This window comes from Streptomyces sp. TM32, assembly GCF_004122755.1.
GTDB classification, from domain to species: Bacteria; Actinomycetota; Actinomycetes; order Streptomycetales; family Streptomycetaceae; genus Streptomyces; species Streptomyces sioyaensis.
On sequence record NZ_SDIG01000002.1, the window covers coordinates 91234 to 109392 of the forward strand.

Genomic DNA, 18159 nt, shown 5'->3' on the forward strand with positions numbered 1-18159 from the left:
ACCGGGCCGCCCGTACCACGACACTTACGGTCTCCACCTCGCCGAACAGGGCGATCACTTATCGGAATTTGATCCGCTTCGCCGCATGTGCAACCTGCTTACGCAAGCAAGCGTCTGACACACCGAGCGACAGAAGGTGAGCACCGGATGGACAGGCGCCGACGCGACACGATGGATCCGGGTCTCCCGCTGCGCGCCGAGCCGCCGCAGGACCGTGCGTCCGAGCAGGCCGCGTGGCCCTTCGTGGGACGTGCCGCCGAGCTGACCGCGCTGGAAGCGGTGGCCGGGGAAGTCCGCAACGGGGGGCTGCGGGTCGTACAGCTCGACGGGGACGCCGGCATCGGCAAGACGACCCTGTTGCACCACTGGCTCGACGGGCTCCCCGACTTCCTGGTGCTGCGGGCACACTGCCACGCGCTGGAGCGCGACTTCGCCTTCGGGACGGTCCGGCGGCTGCTGCGTTCGCTGCTGGCCGCCGACCCCGGCATCGAGCACGGGCATCCGTTGAACGGCGCCGCCGACCCGGTCGTGCGCGGGCTCTGCCTGCCGGACCGCCCGCACCACGTGTCCGGCGCCCGCCCCGACGGGGCCGAGACCATACGGAGCCTGACCCACCTCGCCTTCCGCCTCGCGCGTCGTCAGCCGCTGCTGCTGGCGATCGACGACGTGCAGTCGATCGACCCGCCGTCGCTGCGGTGGCTCGCGGGCCTGGTGCACCAGGCCGACGCCCACCCCGTGCTGCTGGCCGTCACCACGCGCACGGGCGAAAGGCCCGCGCCCGAGGCGTTGTTCAACGAGCTGGCCCACCCCTCGATATGTCGCACCGTCCCCCTGAAGCCGCTGGCTCCGGAAAGCGTGGAACGCCTGGTTGCGGAGGTGTTCGACACCCGACCCGGAGATCCGTCGTTCGCCGCCGCCTGCCACGCCGCAACCGACGGCCACCCGCTCTTTCTGCGGGCGCTGCTGTGCGATGCCCGGCGCAGCGGCGTACGGCCGGACAGCAAGGGGCGCGAGCGCATCACGACCTTCGGCCTGCACACGCTGCACCGGGAGATCAGGGACCGGCTCTGCCAGGGGTCCGAGGACACCGCCGCACTCGCCCGTGGGCTGGCCATCCTGGGCGACCGCAGGCCGCCGGAGCTGCTGGCGGCCTACTGCGGCAAGGGCGAGGCCGTGATCCGGTGCGCGGCGGCGGAGCTGCACGCCCTCGGCCTGCTGCGCGCCGGCGACGAACTGTGCTTCACGCACCCCGTGGTCCGGGACACCGTGCGGGCCCAGTGGTCCCCCCAGGAGGTGGGGGAGGCCCATGCCCGGGCGGCCCGGGTGCTCCACCTGGACGGGCGGCCCGACGAGGAGGTGGCCGCACACCTCCTGGCCGCCGGTCCGGTACAGGGCGGCTGGGCGGTGAGCGTCCTGCGCCGGGCCGCCGAAGAGGCGGTGCGCAGGGGCGCCGCCGAGACCGCCGTGACGTATCTGCGCCACGCCGTGCACCAGCCGATCACGCCGGACGAACAGGCCCAGGTACTCCTGCAACTCGCCACCGCCGCCAGCCACTACGACCCGACCCTCGCGGTGTCGTACGCGGCGGGGGCGCTGGAGGGGCTGAACGACGCCTCGCTCCGCACGAAAGCCGTCGGCGTGATCACGTACTCCTCCCTCCTGACCCGGGACCACCGCGGGCTCGCCGTGGGGCTGGCCGGCCTGACCGCCGAACTGTCCACGCAGGAGCTTCCGGCGCCGAGTGCCCGCGAACGGCGGCTGCGCAAGGAGGCCCTGCGCTGGTGGCTGGAGTTCGAGCGGCCCTCGCTGCGGAGCGCGCCAGGGCAGCCGAGCGTGCGGGTCGACGAGGAACTGACGGGCAGCACGCCGGGGGAACGACAGCTGCTGGGCATCCGGGCGTTCGACGCGCTGCGGGCGGGCAAGCCGGCCGGGGAGGTCCTCGAGCTGGTCAACCGCGCCGCGGTCAATCTGCCCACGTTCTCCCTCGACCTGTTCCCGCTGCACTATTGCGTGGCCCGCTCCCTGCTCCATCTGGACCAGCTCGACCGGGCCGAGCAGTTCTGCGGAGACCTGCTGCGGGAGACCCGCGCCCGGCGCCTGGACCTGCTGTCCTCGTCCCTGCTCGTCTACAAGGCGAGCATCCAGTGGGCGCGGGGGGACATCGGGGAGGCGGCCGCCACGGCCCGTGCCGCGGCCGAGGGTCCGTGGCCGAAGGGCGAGCCACCGTTCCGGCTGTCGTTGGAAGCCATCAGAATCGACACCCTGGTGGAGCAGGGCGATCTTGAGACGGCCGAGACCCTCGCCGCCCGGCACGCCGGCACCGACCCGGCCGACGTCTCCTGGGAATGGAGCCGCTTCCTGATGAGCCTGTCGGCGCTGCGCACCGCGCGGGGCGATCTCTACGGCGGGCTGTCGCTCCTGCGGGAGTGCGGTCACCACCTCGCGACGTCCGGCGCCCTCAGCCCGGTGATCGCCCCCTGGCGGTCCCGTGCCGCCGTCCTCCAGCTGGCGCTGGGCCGTCGTCGCGAGGCACACGCCCTCCTGGAGGAGGAGCTGGCGCTCGCGAGGCGCTGCGAGGTCCCGCGCGCCCTGGGAGTGGCGCTGCTCTCCCAGGGCGCGATGACGGACGGGCCGCGAGGGCTCGCCCTGCTGGCCGAGGCCGTGAGCACGCTGGAGCGCACCCCCGCCCGTCTTGAGCTGGCCCGCGCCCTGCACGCTTACGGGCGCGCGCTGATGCAGCGCGACGACAAGGCCGGCGCGCGTACCGCCGTACGCCGCGGGCTGGACATCGCCACCGAGTGCGGGGCCACTTCGCTCGCCCAGCGCCTGCAGAAGAGGTTGCACGACGCGGGCGGCCGGGCCACCACGCGCATGGCGCACCCCGGTGGCAATCTGACGGTCAGCGAGGAGAGGGTCACCGCGCTGGCCGCCCAGGGCTACAGCAACAAGCAGATCGCGCAACGCCTCTTCGTGTCCCTCCGGACCGTGGAGACCCACCTCACCCGTGCCTACCGGAAGCTGCACATCGACGGGCGCTCCCAACTCGTCGCCGCACTCGGCAACGCCGGCGGGAGCAGCTAGGAAGACACCCCCTCGGCGCGCAAGGATCCGGCGGAGGGAAGGGGAGCGCGAGCCGTTCCCCTGTGACGGCTCGAACCACTTCCTCCACCGGATCGCGGATTCCGGTGTACGGCCGCCCAGAGCTGCGAGCGGTCGGCGCGGGCAGGCCCACTCCTCGGACACCGGTCTCGTGCGCGACGGGCTGTCGTGGGAAGCACGGCCTCCAACATGCCTGCGGAGAGGGCGTGTTCTCTGACGTCAGCCGGTGTCATGCGCGAAGCGTCCAATATATTGGCACCCTGTGGAGTACAGGGTCAAGTAGTCTTGTGTAGTGGCCAATCGGCTAGTACACAGTGGCTGATACAGGGGATGACGGGCGGGTACGGCCGGGGGAGCGTGGGCATGGTGGCAGAGGCTGACCGAGGCAGCGAGCGGTCGCTGGCCGAGCGGCTGAACGCATTGTTCGCGAGGGTGCGGTGGACCGATGCCCATGGCCGGCAGCGGGAGTATTCCACTGCCGAAGTGGCCAAGGCGGTGACCGCCGATCCCTCGCACCCGGCGACGCTCTCGCGGAGTTATCTGGCCATGCTGCGCAACGGGTCGCACACCAACCCGACGCTGAGCGTCCTGGAGGGGCTTGCGAAGTTCTTCGACGACCATCGCGAGCCGGAGTCGCGGCCGATCACGATCCAGTGCCTGGTCGCCCAAGAGGACCCCGAGGACGCGCTGTTGCGCGAACGGCTCGCCGGTCATCAGGTGCGGAAGATCGCGATGAGGGCGGGCGCGATGACGCCGGCGATGCGTGAGCAACTGCTCAAGATGATCGAGACATTCGATCAGGACGGGACCCCCGGCACCGGCGCCGGGGCGTGAGAAAGGACGTCGTGGCCGTACGCGAACGCGAACTCCGCCGCTCTTGCAAGCATCTGCTGCGGCAGCTCGACATTCAGCCCCCGCTGGAGGTGCGCGAGTTATGCCGCCGGCTCGGTGAACTCCGGGGCAAACCCATACGGTTGATTCCCTGGGCGCTGCCGATACCCGGCCCGTTCGGGGTGTGGATGTCCCGGCCGCACGAGGAATGCATTTTCTACCAAGAGGAAACGACCCGCGTACATCAGGACCACATCATCCTGCACGAGATCGGCCACATCCTCGCCGACCACCAGGACGACGGCGGTTTCGAGGAGGAACTGCCGGACCTCGGTCCCGATTCCCCTGGCGATGAGGTCCCCCGGGGATTTCGCCGCACCTGCTACACCGAGGACTATGAGCGCGAGGCCGAACTGGTCGCGACCATCATCCAGGAATGGGCGGTGGTCATCGACTACGCCACCCCACGCACCCCCGAGGATTCCGCGCTCGGCCCGCTCAGTTCCGCGCTGAACCCCCGCTGGGGGTGGACGTAATCTTCCAACAGCCAGTGACCCTCATGCTGATCGTCGGGGCGATATGGAAGATCGTCGACCTGACCCGCGCACCGCGGGACCGGGTGCTGCGCCTTCTGGTCGCCTGCCTGCTCCTGCTGGCTTCCGGGCAAATCCTCAGCTTTCCCGAGGTCCTCCTCGCGGTCGATTCCGCCACGGCGGTCGGCGTCGGAAAGATCGCGTTCAACGCGGTCCACATGTCCGGCCTCGGCGCGCTCATCCTGGTCTTCCTCTTCTCCATGCCCGGCCCGGACGCCGCCGGGCGGCGCCAGGTCCGGCTCCACGCGGGCCTGCTCGCCGGTGTCCTGACCGCCCTGGTCATCGACATGATCGCGACCCCGGCGGCGCTGCGCGGTCACACCTTGACCACGGCGGACATGACACAGCCGGCCATCGCCGCGTTCTACCTCATCGGCAACGCCTATTTCGTCTACGCCTATCTCACCCCGGCACTCTGGGCGTTGCGCTATGCGCGCCTGGCGAACCGGCACCTGGCGGCCGGCCTGCGGGCCATGGCACTCGGCCTGTTCGTGCTGGCCCTCACCTCGGTCAATCGGGTCGTCTGGGTCTTTCTGCGCATGGACGATCCCGGCTCGCACCAGGCGTTCAACACGGTGAACTGGTCGATGAACGACTGGGCGCTGGGCATCGTCCTGCTCGGGTTGACCTATTCCGCGGCCATGCAAGTAGCCGCCCATCTGCGGTCAGTGGTGTACCACCGCCGTATGTACCGCGAGCTCACCCCTTTGTGGACCGCCCTCGCCGCGGCTTATCCGGAACTCGTCCTGAATGTCGAGCCGAGCGGTTCCCCATGGCGTCGCTTCCGGTTCCGCCGTACCCACGAGCGGTTCTACCGCCGGCTCATCGAATGCCGCGACGGACTGGTGCGGCTGAGCCCCTATTTGGCGCGCGTCGCCCCCGAGGCCGATCTCGCCCGCGGCCCGGCCGATCAACTCGCCCGGCACATCGCCGACGCGCTCGCGCTGAAGCCGGCCACCGAGGATCCCGATACGGCCTTTTCCGCCACCCGCATCGCTTCCCCTTCCGGCAACGACCTGGGCGCCGAAGCCCGGGAACTCGTCGCCGTCTCCCGTGCCTATGCGAAAGGACATCGTGAACAAGGTACTGATAACCGCTGACCTGGTCCTCACCGGAGGTGCGGACCAGGAGATCCGCGACGGCGCCGTACTCGTCGACGCCGGCGTGATCACCGCTGTCGGTACCGCGGCCGAGCTGGCGGCGACGGTGGATCCGGGCGTGCCGCGCCTGCGGTGCCCGGGAGCCACGGTGCTGCCCGGACTGATCGACTGCCATGTCCACCTCGCCTTCGACGCGGGCCCCGCCCCGGTGCGCGCGGTGACCGAGGCCGCCCCGGACGAGCTCGCCGCCGCCATGGCGGACCGCGCCGGACAACTGCTGGGCGCCGGGGTGACGACCGCACGGGACCTCGGTGACCGCGACGCCCTCACCATCGCGCTGCGCGCGGCCATCGCGTCCGGGGAGACGTCCGGGCCGCGCCTCCTCGCCGCGACCGCACCCCTGACCCCACCGGGTGGCCACTGCGGATTTTTCGGCGGTGAGGTCACCACCGACGACGACATCCGCAAGCAGATCGCCCGCAATGCGGCAGCGGGAGCCGACCTGATCAAGGTGATGGCCTCCGGCGGCGCCCTCACCCCCGGGGGCCCGCGGATGTGGGAGTCGCAGTTCACCCGCGCGCAACTGCGCCTGATCGTCGAGGAGGCCGCCGGCCACGGCCTGGAGGTGGCGGCGCACGCCCACGGCACCGCCGCCATCGCCGACTGCGTAGAAGCCGGCGTCCGGACCCTGGAACACTGTTCCTGGCGCACCGCCGACGGCGTCACCTACGACCCGGAGATCACCCGCCGCATCATCGAGAACGACATCTCCGTCTGCCGCTGTGTCTCCGGGGACTGGCGGCTGTTCCTCCAAAAGCTCGGCCCCGAAGGCGCCGAGGCGATGGTCCGGGTCATCCGTGACATGCGGGAGGCCGGTGTCCGTTTCATCGCCGGCACCGACGCCGGTGTGCCGGGAGCGCGGTTCGGCGACTACGTCGGCATGCTCGAATTCTTCGCGTCGCTCGGCTTCACCCCTGCCGAGATTCTCGATATGGCCACCGTCGACGCCGCCCGTGCCCTGGGGCTGACCGACACCGGCGCCCTCCGTCCCGGCTTGCGCGCCGACCTCCTCGTCGTCGACGGCAACCCGCTGCACGAGCTGGACGCCCTCCGCCGCGTCCGACACGTCTTCATGAACGGTCGCCACGAGATCGGCTGAGGGGCCGCCCCGGCCCGCGGGCCGGGGCGTCGGCGCTCCCCGTTCCGGCGGGGGCGGGCGAGCGCGCGGTGAGTGGGCGACGGTCACCCGGGCTTCCGTACAACCTTCAACGGCATTGAGCGGTCTTCACCACACCATCACAGATGCTGGGGGAACGTTCATGTCGCACTCGCAACAGCAGCCCGCGTCCTTCGGTCAGCAGCTCCACTCCTTCGCCATGCCGCCCGCCGGGCAACCGCCGCGGAAGGAGCACGCCGCACTCAAGATCGCAGTGGGGGCGGTGTGCGCGTGCACCGTCCTCGGGCTCGGCGCGGCCGTCGGAGGCGACGGCAGTGGCGGCACGAAGCCCGGGGCGAAGCCGGCCCCCACGGCGGCGGTCACCTTCACCGCCAAGCCGGTCAGGGCCTCGGTGGGCAAGCCGGAGAGAGCCGCCGCAAAGGCGGCCGCCGCGGGGTCCGGCACCACGATCGGCCAGGGCAGTCATCGGGTGGGGGAGGACATCGCCGCCGGTACGTACCGGACCGGCGGCCCCGCCGCGTCCGACATACCCCGGTGCTCCTGGGTACGCGCGAAGGACTCCAGCGGTGCGAGGGGCGGCATCATCGCCCACGGCACACCCAGGGGCCCGGCCCGCGTCACCCTCACCAAGGGCGAGACGTTCGAGACCAGCGGCTGCCGGCGGTGGACGAAGGTGGGCTGACCGATCGCCCTGCCGGCGGGCGGTTCCCGCGGGTCGCCCGCCGGCCGGCGCGAATTGGACCGGCCGAAACCGTTCGGAATGGATTCCTCCGGATTTGCCCCTGGCGGGGTCATGTCGAGACGGAGCCGCCCACGAGATATCTTGATGTCGAGCAATGTTGCAGACGTGGAGCGGAGCACCCGGTGACTGACTCGACCATCATCTACACCCACACTGACGAGGCCCCGGCCCTGGCGACGTATTCGTTCTTGCCGGTGATCCAGGCATACGCGTCGACGGCCGGCGTCAGCGTGGAGACCCGTGACATCTCCCTGGCCGGGCGCATCATCGCGAGCTTCCCCGAGCACCTGGAGGAGGGTCAGCGGATCGACGACGCCCTCGCCGAGCTCGGTGAGCTGGCCAAGACTCCCGCGGCGAACATCATCAAGCTGCCGAACATCTCGGCTTCGATTCCGCAGCTCAAGGCGGCCATCGCCGAGCTCCAGGAGCAGGGCTACGCGCTCCCGGCCTACCCGGACGACCCGAAGACCGACGAGGAGCGGGACATCCGCGCCCGTTACGACAAGATCAAGGGCAGCGCCGTCAACCCGGTCCTGCGCGAGGGCAACTCCGACCGCCGCGCCCCCGCGTCGGTGAAGAACTACGCCAAGGCGCACCCGCACCGGATGGGCGCCTGGACGTCCGGTTCGAAGACGAACGTCGTGCACATGGACACCGACGACTTCCGCTCCACCGAGAAGTCCGCGGTCATCGCCGACGCCGGCTCCCTGCGCATCGAGCTGTCCGGGGACGACGGCAGCACCACCGTGCTGCGCGAGTCGGTACCGGTCCTCGCGGGCGAGGTCGTCGACGCGTCCGTGATGCGCGTGGCCGCGCTGCGGGAGTTCCTCACCGCGCAGGTCGCCCGCGCCAAGGCCGAGGGCGTGCTGTTCTCGGTGCACCTGAAGGCCACGATGATGAAGGTCTCCGACCCGATCATCTTCGGCCACGTGGTCCGCGCCTTCTTCCCGAAGACCTTCGCCCAGTACGGCGAGTCGCTCGCCGCCGCGGGCCTGACCCCGAACGACGGCCTCGGCGGCATCTACAAGGGCCTGGAGTCGCTGCCCAACGGTGCCGAGATCAAGGCGTCCTTCGACGCCGAGCTCACCGAGGGCCCGGAGCTCGCCATGGTCGACTCCGACCGCGGCATCACCAACCTGCACGTGCCGAGCGATGTCATCGTCGACGCCTCCATGCCGGCCATGATCCGCACCTCCGGCCACATGTGGGGCCCGGACGGCGAGGAGGCCGACACCCTCGCGGTGCTCCCCGACAGCAGCTACGCCGGTATCTACCAGGTCGTCATCGACGACTGCCGTGCCAACGGCGCCTACGACCCGTCGACGATGGGCTCGGTGCCGAACGTCGGCCTGATGGCGCAGAAGGCCGAGGAGTACGGCAGCCACGACAAGACCTTCGAGATCCCCACCACGGGCACCGTGCGGGTCCTCGACGCGGCCGGCAACGTCGTGCTGGAGCAGGCCGTGGGCGCCGGCGACATCTTCCGTATGTGCCAGACCAAGGACCTGCCGATCCGCGACTGGGTCAAGCTCGCCGTCACCCGTGCCCGGGCGACCGGCGACCCGGCGGTGTTCTGGCTCGACGAGGAGCGCGCCCACGACGCGCAGCTGATCAAGAAGGTCAAGGCCTACCTCCCCGAGCACGACACGGACGGCCTGCAGATCGAGATCATGGCGCCGGTCCACGCGATCAAGTTCTCCCTCGACCGCATCCGCCGCGGCGAGAACACGATCTCGGTCACCGGCAACGTGCTGCGTGACTACCTGACCGACCTGTTCCCGATCCTGGAGCTGGGCACCAGCGCCAAGATGCTGTCCGTCGTCCCGCTGATGAACGGCGGCGGACTGTTCGAGACCGGTGCCGGCGGCTCCGCGCCCAAGCACGTCCAGCAGCTGGTCAAGGAGAACTACCTGCGCTGGGACAGCCTGGGTGAGTTCCTCGCGCTCGCGGTCAGCTTCGAGCACCTCGCGCAGAAGACGGGCAACGCGCGCGCCCAGGTGCTCGCCGACACCCTCGACCGCGCCACCGGCACCTTCCTGAACGAGAACAAGTCGCCCAGCCGCAAGCTCGGCGGCATCGACAACCGCGGCAGCCACTTCTACCTCGCGCTCTACTGGGCGCAGGAGCTGGCCAAGCAGACCGAGGACGCCCAGCTCGCCGAGGCGTTCGCGGCGCTCGCCAAGACGCTGACCGAGCAGGAGCAGGCCATCGTCGACGAGCTGATCGCGGTGCAGGGCTCGCCGGCCGACATCGGCGGCTACTACCAGCCCGCCGTCGCGAAGGCCTCGGCGGTCATGCGCCCGTCGGCCACCTTCAACCAGGCCCTCGCGACCCTCAGCTGACGCGCAGCCGCGGAAGCCCCTTCCGCCCCGGCCGGCACCCGCCGGCCGGGGCGGTTCCGTTTTTCCGTCCGGCCGCCGCACGCACCGGTGAAGCCTCAGCCCACCAGGTCCAGCACCGGCCGCAGGCCGTCCGGGCGCCCGTCCGCCGGCAGGCGCTCCACCGGCAGGAAGGTGCAGCCCACCGCCGTCGCGCCGCCGTCCGCCGTACGGTCGTCACCCACCATCAGGACCGTGGACGGGGCGAGCCCCAACTCCCGGCAGGCGAGGGTGAAGAGCTGTGGATCGGGCTTCTGGAGGCCGTGCTCGCAGGACAGCACGCAGGTGTCGACATAGCGGTCCAGGCCGTGGGCCCGCAGCACCGGCCGCAGGTCCCAGCCGATGTTGCTCAGGACGCCGATCCGGATGCCGCGCCGGTGCAGCTCCGCCAGCACCTCGGCGGCGTCCGGATAGGGCCGCCAGGCCTCCGCGGTCTTGTGACGCTCATAGAGCGCGTCGTACAACTCCGGAGCGGGCAGCGGCACTTGGCGGGCCAGTCCGGTGTACACCGCGCGGTGGAGGCGGGCGTCGCGGTCGCGGATCTCCCACCGCCCGGCCAGATCGGCAGGGATCTCGACGGGCGGGGCGCCGCCGGGCAGCGCACCGGCCCGTTCCAGTGCGGCCGCCCGCCGGGCGAGCTCGGCCTCGTCCATGGCCGTGCCGGACGCGCTCAGCGCCGCGCGCAGCCAGGACTCGGCGGGCTCGATGTGCAGCAGGGTCCCGGAGAAGTCGAAGAGCACACCTGTGATCGTCGTCATGACCGCCATCCTGTCTCCTGGGCGCAGCCGGGTCGATCCCACCTGGCCACATACGCGTGGTACACGGCCACCGACCCCGCCACCAGGGCGCCGCCCAGCAGCCAGCCGCCGACGACGTCCGACGGCCAGTGCACCCCCAGGAACACCCGGGTGAAGCCGACGCCGACGACCGAGACCGCCACCACCGCCCGGGCCGCCCACCGCCACCGCCGCGACACCCCGTGCAGCCGCAGCAGCCACAGCACCAGGGCGCCCGCGACCAGCGCGGAGAGTGCGTGCCCCGAAGGGAAGGCGGCATAGCCCGCGGAGTCCACCGGGTCCGGCCAGACCGGGCGTTCCCTGCCGACCAGCGCCTTCACCGCCTGCTGGACGCCGGTACCCAGCAGCGAGGTGGCGGCCACCCAGGCGGCGAGCAGCCGTTCCCCGCGCCGCAGCAGCAGCCAGACCACCGCCGCCAGCACCGCCCGCATCGTCCACGGGTCCCACGCCCAGTCGCTGAGCACCCGGTTGCGGTGGGTCCAGCCGGGTTCGGCGACGGCCGTCCGGTGCAGCGCCCCGGCCAGGTCCGTGTCCAGGGAGATCAGCGGGCCCCAGCGCAACACGACGAGGGTGAGCAGCAGGCCGAAGAGGACCGTGCACAGCAGGGCGGCGGCGACGGCGGGGCGTGGCGGGGCGGACGCGGCGCGGCGTTCGCCGTCCACGGCGGACGTCCGGGCGGCGGGAGGCGTGGTGGGCATGGGACGATCCTCGCCCACGCCGGGCGCCCGGGGCGAGGGACAAAGGGCCCGTCCGACGGGTCATGGCCGGGCCCGCGCCCTGACCCGTCGGACCGGCCTACGTCAGTGCGCGCAGCCCGGGAACGAAGGTCACCAGCAGCGGCACCGCCGGCACCAGCGCGGCCACCGCCGTCATCCGCAGCCGTCGGCCGGGGGTGAAACGGGGCGCGGGGGACAGCAGCCGGTCCACCCGCTCCGGCACCTGGGCCAGTTGGGCCGGGCACGGGCCGAACACCCCGCGGTCCTCGTTGAGCTCGACCAGCGCCAGCGCGATCGTCAGCCGGCCGAAGCGGCGCGAGGCCACGTCGTCGGCGGCCAGCTCGACCAGCCGGTGCACCTGATCGCGGAACGCGGCGAAGACCGGGATCTGCGGGAAGCCGACGGCCAGCGCCGAGGCGCAGTGCAGCAGGAGGTCGTGCCGGGCCCGCGCATGGCCCTGCTCGTGTGCGATCAGGGCATCCAGCTGACGGCCCTTCAGGCGCCGCAACGCCGAGGTGGTGATGACCAGTTGGGGCGAGGAGTGCGGCAACCACCAGGCCTCCGGGCGGTCGCCCTCCAGGACGACCAGGCGCTCACCGGTCGGCTCCTCACCGGGCAGCAGCGGCGAGCGGCGCAGGAGTTCGGCGCGGCGCTGCCGGCGGCGGACGCGCGCCGCCCGCACCTCGCGGGTCAGGGTGACGGCGGTCCAGGCGCCACCGCCCGCCAGCAGCAGGGCCAGCGCCCCGGCCCAGGGCCCGTGCCCCTGGAGTGCGTACGCCTCGACGACCACATGCGGGGCGAATCCGAACACCGGGCTGCGCACGGCCTCCCAGGCGGCGGCCGCGCTCAGCGACATCGCGAGCAGGCAGCACAGCAGGACACCGGCGACGACGCACTGCCACACCCACAGGGCGAGCACCGGCTCACGGCCGGGCCAGTCGGAACGGGCCATCAGCCGCGGCGCCATTGCCGCGGCCAGCACGCCGAGAATCATCAGCGCGAGGGGGACCATCATGGCGTCAGCCTATGAGCGGGCGCCTACCCGTTGGTACGGGCGCGGGCCGGAAGTGACGTATGCCACCCGCGCAACGGGTGTGCACCGCGGACCGGGCGTGCGGGCGGCGCACCCGGGACGGCAGGCATCGCCGCAGTTCACAGCGCCAGCAGCATCGCCAGCATGCCGATCCCCATCGCCACCCGGCAGGCCCGCAGCACCCCGGGCGGCCCGGCGTCCGCCGCCGGCCCGTCCGGCGCCGTGGTCACCGCCGCCGGCGCCAGCCGGACGCCCGCCGCGATCACGTACACCGTGAAGTAGAGGAGCAACAGCCCGGTCAGCAACGGCACTCCGCCCGGCGCCGGGTGCCCCATCGGGCTCATCCCGGCCGTCCGGCCCATCCCGTCCAGGTGCCCGGCGGGGCCCCACTGCCCGGCGGGCAGCACCATCGCGAGCGCCATGTACGCCATGGCTCCCGCGCCCACCGCATGATGCAGATGGCGCCGGGCCAGCGCCCACAGCCCCGCCGCCCCGAACACCGCGGTGAACAGCCACGGCGACCACGCCAGGGGCGCCGCGGCGGACGCCGGCCACGCCATCGCCGCCATCCCCAGCGCCATCAGCCCCTCACCGCGCGCCGCTCGCCGCTCGGCGGCCGGGACGGTACGCGACCGCACCAGGCAGTACGCGCCGGCCGCGGCACACAGCAGCACCAGCGGCCAGCCGACCCACGGTGGTCCGTGCACCCAGCACCTCCCCTGGGACCCGTACGCAACGGGGGCAGGATTCCCGCCCGCTGACCCGCACACGGGAGCGCACGGACGCACGGGGGGCGCGGGCGCGAGGGCCCGACGGCTCCGGGCAGGCGGCTCCGGGCCCGGCAGCGCACCCGCAAGGGCGTCGCGGACCGCGCCCGGCCCCGCTCCGTCGGACAGGCCTCAGGGGCGGTAGCGCAGCGGATGGTCCGCCGGGACCTGCGTCAGCACGATCCGGTGACCGTCCGGGTCAACGAACCCCGACTTGAGACAGAACCCCCTTAGCAGAACTCATAGCCTCCCACCGTCTCATTTGACTTGACAGGTTCCGGGATCACTTCCAGTGCCCAACTGCGCACCGTGGTCGCGGAGATACGCTTGCCGCCGGCCATGTCGGCAAGCCGCTGGTCATGACGCAGGACGGAGATCGTGGCGATCTGTCAGGGCGGCAGCTTGCGCCACCGTGGGCGGAACTTCTTCAGGTGGCCGCGCAGCCGGTCGCCGATGAAGATCAAGGTGGCCGTGGACAGCTGCCGGCTGGACTGGCGGAGCACCTGCGGCGAGCCCGGCGCCGCTGAGGATCTGAGAGGCGACCAGAGCGCGCAGGATGCGGCGCTGGGACGTTGTGCCGGTGGGGACGACGGGTATGTCGGGCCGGAGGGCAGAGGGGTTCGCCATCGAGTTCCTTCGTGAGCGTGGCATGCGGTGCCGGGCAGGGCTGGCGCGTCCGTGGCGGGGAGGCCCTACCGGCTTGTCGCGCGGAGGCTGTCCGGTACGCGGGAAGCCGCCAGGACGGCTCGCGCCGCCCGTTCTCCGGCGGCGAGGGCGCCTTCGATGTGTCCGGCGTGGTCGGTCGCCGTCTCGGTCGACGCCCAGTGCAGTCGGCCGTCCAGCGCCGGCCGCTGGTAGAGGGGGTGGCCGAAGAGGGAGTAGTCGGCCAGGTGCTGCACGGTGGACGGGGACGTCCACCGCTCGGCGCTCCAGTTCCGTAGGTGCAGGGCGTCGGGGGTGGCCGCGGCCGGGCCGAAGAGCTGGGCGAGCTGGGCGACGACGGCTTGTTCGAAGCCGGGGCGGACGGTGCGGGCGTGCGCGAATCCGAAGAGTGCGGCGGGCTCACCGGCGGGCCCGGACATGTCGTGGATCTCCTGGAGTGGGCCGGTCCTGCTGAAGGCCGCGCCGGCGAGCCCGTCTTCCCGCCAGAAGGCGGACCGGTAGTGGGCGACGACCTTGGCGACGGCGCCCATCCAGACCGGGGTGCCCTGGGCGAGGCGTACGAGGTCGGCGGGGAGCGCTCCGTCGGAGTCGATGCGCTCCATTGCCAGGGCCGGCGGGATGGCCAGGGCGACCTGCTCCGCGTACAGGGTTCCGGTCGGGGTGTGCACTGCCAGGAGGCCTTCGCCGTCCGGGCGGATGGCGGTGACGGGCGTGTCCAGTTGCAGTGTGCCGGTGGGCAGGGCGGCGGCGAGCGCGGTGGTGATGCTCGGGGATCCGGCGGCGAAGCGCCGGGAGGGGGCGTCGATCAGGTTGCCGGCGAGTCGGCGTATGGCGGTGGTCTCCTGGAGGAGGGAGTCGCCGGCGAGGTGCTGATCGAAGGTCTCGATGCCGCTGCGCGCGGCGAGGGTGCGGACGCGCTCCTCGCCGTCCCAGAACCAGGTGGCTCCGAGATCGAGGGCTCGCTCGGGGTGAGGGGTGGAGGCGGAGAGCAGGCGTCCGCCGATGCGGTTGCGAGCCTCCAGGCAGACGGTGTCGCGGCCGGCGGCGTGCAGCGCGGTGGCCGCGGCCAGTCCGGAGGCACCGGCGCCGATCACGATCACGTCGTGGGTGTCCCGGTGGGACATGGGGGACGTCCTTTCTCACCAGCCGAACCCCTGTCGGCGTGGGCCTTGGCGTCCGGCTCTGCGAGCGTGCCGAGCCGGTGCCGCCACGCACGACGGGGCGACCGGAGGGGGGGTGGTTACTCGCTGTCGGTGGTGTCGAGGACGATGCGGAAGCGGGGAGCCCCGGAGCGCAGCCGGGTCACGGCGTCGCCGGCCTGCTTCAGCGGCATGCGTTCGATCAGGGGCCGTACGCCGGTGGTGACGGCGAACTCCATCGCCTCTTCGGTCTCGCGCGAGCTGCCGGTCAGGTGACCGGTGAGAGTGTGGCCGTTCATGACGAGCCGAGCCGCCGGGACGGTCGCGGAGCCCGCGTCGACGCCGACGAGGGTGAGCTGCCCGTGCACGCTCAGCCCGGTGAGCAGTTCGTCCACAGGGGCGGAGGAGGAGGCGGTGTAGACGATGAGGTCGGCGCCGCCGAGTTCCTTCAGAGCGGCCCCGGGCGCTTGGGCGGCGCTGTCGATGTAGTGGTGGGCGCCGAGCTCGCGTGCGAGCTTCTCGCGGGCGCCGCCGCGGGCGATGGCGATCGTCTCGTACCCGAGCTTGGCCGCGAACTGGACGGCGAGGTGGCCCAGGCCGCCGAGCCCGAACACGGCGACCCGACCGCCCGCGCGCGTACCCGCCTTGCGGACGGCGTTAAAGGTGGTGACGCCCGCGCAGCCGAAGGGGGCGGCGTCGAAGAGGCCGAGGCCGTCGGGGATGCGGGCGAGCGCGTTGGCGGGCACGGTGATGCTCTGGGCCCAGCCGCCCGGGTAGGACAGGCCGGGGATCTTGCGTTCGGCGCAGTGGACGACGTCCCCCGCACGGCAGTACGCGCAGTGCCCGCAGCTGCCGCCGAACCAGCCGACCGCCACACGGTCTCCGACCGCCCAGCCCTCTACCTGGTCGCCGATCTCGGCGACGACTCCTGCAACCTCGTGCCCCGGGGTGACCGGGAAAGAGGTGCCAGTACCGGTGGCCGCGGCCGTCCCCAGGTCGGCGTTGCACACGCCGCTCGCCACCACCGACACACGGACCCACCGGCCCCTCGGCGTTGTCGTTCCGGCCGTCAAGGGGTGCAGGGGGCCCCGAGGCTCGGTCACGACCATGGTCACGGCGCTGTCGGACATCGTGGCCTTCCTCCAGGAACAGAACGAAGCTCATAGCTGCTGGTTATGGTTGCCTAGCAGGCGTCCCACCGTAGGGAGAGGCAGACTGGCCCGGTAGGGGACATCAGTGAATGGAGCGATAAGCCATGGCTATGTTCGATCGCCTGAATCTCGAAGGGCTCCGGTACGCGCAGGCGGTCGCCGAGACCAAGTCCTTCAGCGCCGCCGCACGCGCCTACGGCGTCACCCAGCCCGCCCTGTCCAACGGCATCGCCAAGCTGGAGGAGCGGCTCGGCGACAAGCTCTTCGACCGCTCCCCGCGCGGCGTGACCCAGACCGCGTTCGGCGCCCGCATCCTGCCCCTGATCGAACGTGCCCTCGACGCGCTCGACGCCGTCGCGGCGGAGGCCCGACGGCTGACCGAACCCGGCGAGCAGAAGATCCGCATGGGCGTTTCGCCGCTGATCAGCTCCCACCTGGTCGCCCGGGCGTTCAGCATGGTCCAGGACCTTCCGGTGCCCCGTGACCTCGTGCTGCGCGAGGCGAACATGCAGGACCTGCGCGAATGTCTGCTGGCCGGCCAGCTCGACATCATCCTCATCCCGGCCGTGACCGCGATGCCGCGCTTCGAGCACCGGGTCATCGATGTCGAGCCGATCGTCGTCGTCAGCCCCGACACCACCGCGGTAGCGGCTCCGCTCGAACTCGAAGAGGCCGGCAAGGAGCGCTTCATCCTCGTGCCGGACACCTGCGGCCTGACCACGTTCACCACGCAGCTCTTCCAGGCGCACGAGATGCCCCTGAACACCTATCCGGGCGAAGCCGCCAGCTACCAGGTCCTGGAGGACTGGACGAAGTTGGGCCTGGGCTCGGCCATGGTCCCCCGCTCCAAGCTCACCTCACCCGACGTACCCCACCGGCCGCTGCTGAATGAGGGTCGCGAGGTGCAGATCTCCTTCGAAGCCGTCTGGAGCGCCGACTCCCTGCTCGCCACGGACCTGCTCCACCTCGCCGACAGCCTGGTGGCCGCCCGCCGCTAGCCATACGCATTGCTTATAGCCTGATTCAGCGAGATCCTCTACCGGACCCCTCCAGGAATGCCTAACTTGGCAGGCATGTTGCGGAACCCACCGCACCGCACTTTCCGTGCCGACCGAGTGAGGCATAACCATGGCGTATCGTGGGATCACGCTGCCGGCGGCTCCGGCCAACCGCGTCGCGGCCGCAGGCGTGTACGAGAAGTACAAGCGGCCGTTCCTGGACACCGTCCCGGGCACCGCCAGCAAGGAGCTCCTCGTCCGCGACGAGGACGTCGAGGTCCTCCACGGCTTCCGGACCGCGACCGACGCGAAGGCGTACCTGGCGAGCGACCTGTTCACCCGCGATGTGGTCGGCGGCCTATCCCCGTTGCTGGAGGCGGCACCCGAGGTCCGCCTCTACGACACCGTCTGAACTGGGCAGGCGGCGTCATGCGCGAACTCACCGCACTGCTGCGCGAGTACGACCGTGCCCGTGCCTACACCGACCAGCTGTGGAAAGACCTCATCCCGGACGAGGTGACCTGGCGCCCACACGAGAACTCCAGCGCCATCGGCTGGCATCTCGGTCACCAGGCTCATGTCGCTCACTTCATGGTCCGCAACCTCACCGCGGCCGAACCCGGCCCCGACCCGGCCCTGGACGCCCTGATGGACTCGGCGCAGCCCGAGAAGTTCCGCGGCGCCCTGCCCACCGTCGAACGGCTCACCGCGTTCCGCGACACCGTCGCCGAACGCGTCCACGCCCGCATCGGCGACATCGCCGCCGGCAAGGTCAGCGCCCGCACCCAGCTGACCGTCGTCGCGACCCACCTGCTGACCGCACTCATCAACCACGAGTACCAGCACGACCAGTGGATCAGCGAGGTCCGTGCCGACAACCTCGGCCGCGCGCTCCCGCCCGACCCCGAGTCGGACCGGCTCAGCCGCGTCGACGGCTACCTCGTCCTCAACCCCTACGCCTGACAACCACACCGG

The 18159-nt window shown here is 71.7% G+C and carries 16 protein-coding genes and 1 pseudogene; 10 read left to right on the forward strand and 7 right to left on the reverse strand.

Features of this window, described 5'->3' with window-relative positions; translation table 11 throughout:
- Positions 1-147: 147 nt before the first annotated feature.
- The 7 genes from EST92_RS00980 to EST92_RS01010 all read left to right on the forward strand — a co-directional run bounded on the left by EST92_RS00980 (position 148) and on the right by EST92_RS01010 (position 9884).
- Positions 148-3081 carry a LuxR family transcriptional regulator gene (locus EST92_RS00980; RefSeq protein ID WP_129279083.1) on the forward strand — a complete coding sequence of 978 codons (2934 nt, stop codon included), beginning with the start codon at positions 148-150 and terminating at the stop codon, positions 3079-3081.
- A gap of 381 nt (positions 3082-3462) precedes the next feature.
- On the forward strand, positions 3463-3933 hold the full coding sequence (locus EST92_RS00985) for a hypothetical protein (RefSeq protein WP_254068371.1): 471 nt from the start codon (positions 3463-3465) through the stop codon (positions 3931-3933).
- 11 nt (positions 3934-3944) lie between these two features.
- Positions 3945-4466 (forward strand): hypothetical protein, encoded by a 522-nt coding sequence (locus tag EST92_RS00990; protein WP_129279084.1) that lies wholly within the window; start codon positions 3945-3947, stop codon positions 4464-4466.
- Positions 4467-4489: 23 nt separating this feature from the next.
- Entirely contained in the window at positions 4490-5623 is a 1134-nt protein-coding gene (locus EST92_RS00995) for an MAB_1171c family putative transporter (RefSeq protein WP_174243889.1), read from the forward strand.
- Positions 5598-6782 (forward strand): amidohydrolase family protein, encoded by a 1185-nt coding sequence (locus EST92_RS01000; RefSeq protein ID WP_129279086.1) that lies wholly within the window; start codon positions 5598-5600, stop codon positions 6780-6782. Before EST92_RS00995 ends, EST92_RS01000 begins: the two co-directional genes overlap by 26 nt.
- A gap of 160 nt (positions 6783-6942) precedes the next feature.
- Complete coding sequence (locus EST92_RS01005) at positions 6943-7482, forward strand: hypothetical protein (protein WP_129279087.1); 540 nt, start codon at positions 6943-6945, stop codon at positions 7480-7482.
- 182 nt (positions 7483-7664) lie between these two features.
- Positions 7665-9884, forward strand: coding sequence for an NADP-dependent isocitrate dehydrogenase (locus EST92_RS01010; protein WP_129279088.1), 2220 nt, complete (start codon positions 7665-7667; stop codon positions 9882-9884).
- Between the two features lie 95 nt (positions 9885-9979).
- On the opposite strand, the gene EST92_RS01015 is transcribed toward EST92_RS01010, so the two are convergent.
- The 7 genes and pseudogenes from EST92_RS01015 to EST92_RS01045 form a co-directional block, all read right to left on the reverse strand.
- A complete protein-coding gene (locus EST92_RS01015) occupies positions 9980-10687 on the reverse strand; it encodes an HAD family hydrolase (protein ID WP_129279089.1) in 708 nt (235 codons plus the stop codon).
- Positions 10675-11415: a phosphatase PAP2 family protein gene (locus EST92_RS01020; RefSeq protein WP_129279090.1), complete on the reverse strand. Its 741-nt coding sequence runs from the start codon at positions 11413-11415 to the stop codon at positions 10675-10677. Before EST92_RS01020 ends, EST92_RS01015 begins: the two co-directional genes overlap by 13 nt.
- Before the next feature lie 97 nt (positions 11416-11512).
- Entirely contained in the window at positions 11513-12448 is a 936-nt protein-coding gene (locus tag EST92_RS01025) for a M56 family metallopeptidase (RefSeq protein WP_129279091.1), read from the reverse strand.
- 137 nt (positions 12449-12585) lie between these two features.
- Positions 12586-13173 (reverse strand): DUF5134 domain-containing protein, encoded by a 588-nt coding sequence (locus tag EST92_RS01030; RefSeq protein WP_129279092.1) that lies wholly within the window; start codon positions 13171-13173, stop codon positions 12586-12588.
- 192 nt (positions 13174-13365) lie between these two features.
- Positions 13366-13434: pseudogene (locus EST92_RS32655) on the reverse strand (VOC family protein); the annotation flags it as partial.
- A gap of 491 nt (positions 13435-13925) precedes the next feature.
- Positions 13926-15020 carry an FAD-dependent oxidoreductase gene (locus EST92_RS01040; protein WP_129279093.1) on the reverse strand — a complete coding sequence of 365 codons (1095 nt, stop codon included), beginning with the start codon at positions 15018-15020 and terminating at the stop codon, positions 13926-13928.
- Between the two features lie 116 nt (positions 15021-15136).
- Positions 15137-16165 (reverse strand): alcohol dehydrogenase catalytic domain-containing protein, encoded by a 1029-nt coding sequence (locus EST92_RS01045; protein WP_161981686.1) that lies wholly within the window; start codon positions 16163-16165, stop codon positions 15137-15139.
- A gap of 125 nt (positions 16166-16290) precedes the next feature.
- On the opposite strand from EST92_RS01045, the gene EST92_RS01050 reads away from it, so the two are divergent.
- The 3 genes from EST92_RS01050 (at position 16291) to EST92_RS01060 (ending at position 18147) form a co-directional block, all read left to right on the forward strand.
- Positions 16291-17184, forward strand: coding sequence for a LysR family transcriptional regulator (locus tag EST92_RS01050; protein WP_254068372.1), 894 nt, complete (start codon positions 16291-16293; stop codon positions 17182-17184).
- A gap of 130 nt (positions 17185-17314) precedes the next feature.
- Positions 17315-17596, forward strand: coding sequence for a hypothetical protein (locus tag EST92_RS01055; protein ID WP_129279094.1), 282 nt, complete (start codon positions 17315-17317; stop codon positions 17594-17596).
- Between the two features lie 17 nt (positions 17597-17613).
- Positions 17614-18147 carry a DinB family protein gene (locus tag EST92_RS01060; RefSeq protein ID WP_129279095.1) on the forward strand — a complete coding sequence of 178 codons (534 nt, stop codon included), beginning with the start codon at positions 17614-17616 and terminating at the stop codon, positions 18145-18147.
- Positions 18148-18159: the final 12 nt, after the last annotated feature.

What these genes read in the sequence shown, in the direction of transcription:
- EST92_RS01040 (WP_129279093.1), bottom strand. Translation starts at nt 15,020, where the DNA reads ATGTCCCACCGGGACACCCACGACGTGATCGTGATCGGCGCCGGTGCC.
- EST92_RS01025 (WP_129279091.1), bottom strand. Translation starts at nt 12,448, where the DNA reads ATGATGGTCCCCCTCGCGCTGATGATTCTCGGCGTGCTGGCCGCGGCA.
- EST92_RS01020 (WP_129279090.1), bottom strand. Translation starts at nt 11,415, where the DNA reads ATGCCCACCACGCCTCCCGCCGCCCGGACGTCCGCCGTGGACGGCGAA.
- EST92_RS01015 (WP_129279089.1), bottom strand. Translation starts at nt 10,687, where the DNA reads ATGGCGGTCATGACGACGATCACAGGTGTGCTCTTCGACTTCTCCGGG.
- EST92_RS01045 (WP_161981686.1), bottom strand. Translation starts at nt 16,165, where the DNA reads ATGTCCGACAGCGCCGTGACCATGGTCGTGACCGAGCCTCGGGGCCCC.
- EST92_RS01055 (WP_129279094.1), top strand. Translation starts at nt 17,315, where the DNA reads ATGGCGTATCGTGGGATCACGCTGCCGGCGGCTCCGGCCAACCGCGTC.
- EST92_RS00985 (WP_254068371.1), top strand. Translation starts at nt 3,463, where the DNA reads ATGGTGGCAGAGGCTGACCGAGGCAGCGAGCGGTCGCTGGCCGAGCGG.
- EST92_RS01005 (WP_129279087.1), top strand. Translation starts at nt 6,943, where the DNA reads ATGTCGCACTCGCAACAGCAGCCCGCGTCCTTCGGTCAGCAGCTCCAC.
- EST92_RS00995 (WP_174243889.1), top strand. Translation starts at nt 4,490, where the DNA reads ATGCTGATCGTCGGGGCGATATGGAAGATCGTCGACCTGACCCGCGCA.
- EST92_RS01050 (WP_254068372.1), top strand. Translation starts at nt 16,291, where the DNA reads ATGGCTATGTTCGATCGCCTGAATCTCGAAGGGCTCCGGTACGCGCAG.
- EST92_RS00980 (WP_129279083.1), top strand. Translation starts at nt 148, where the DNA reads ATGGACAGGCGCCGACGCGACACGATGGATCCGGGTCTCCCGCTGCGC.
- EST92_RS01060 (WP_129279095.1), top strand. Translation starts at nt 17,614, where the DNA reads ATGCGCGAACTCACCGCACTGCTGCGCGAGTACGACCGTGCCCGTGCC.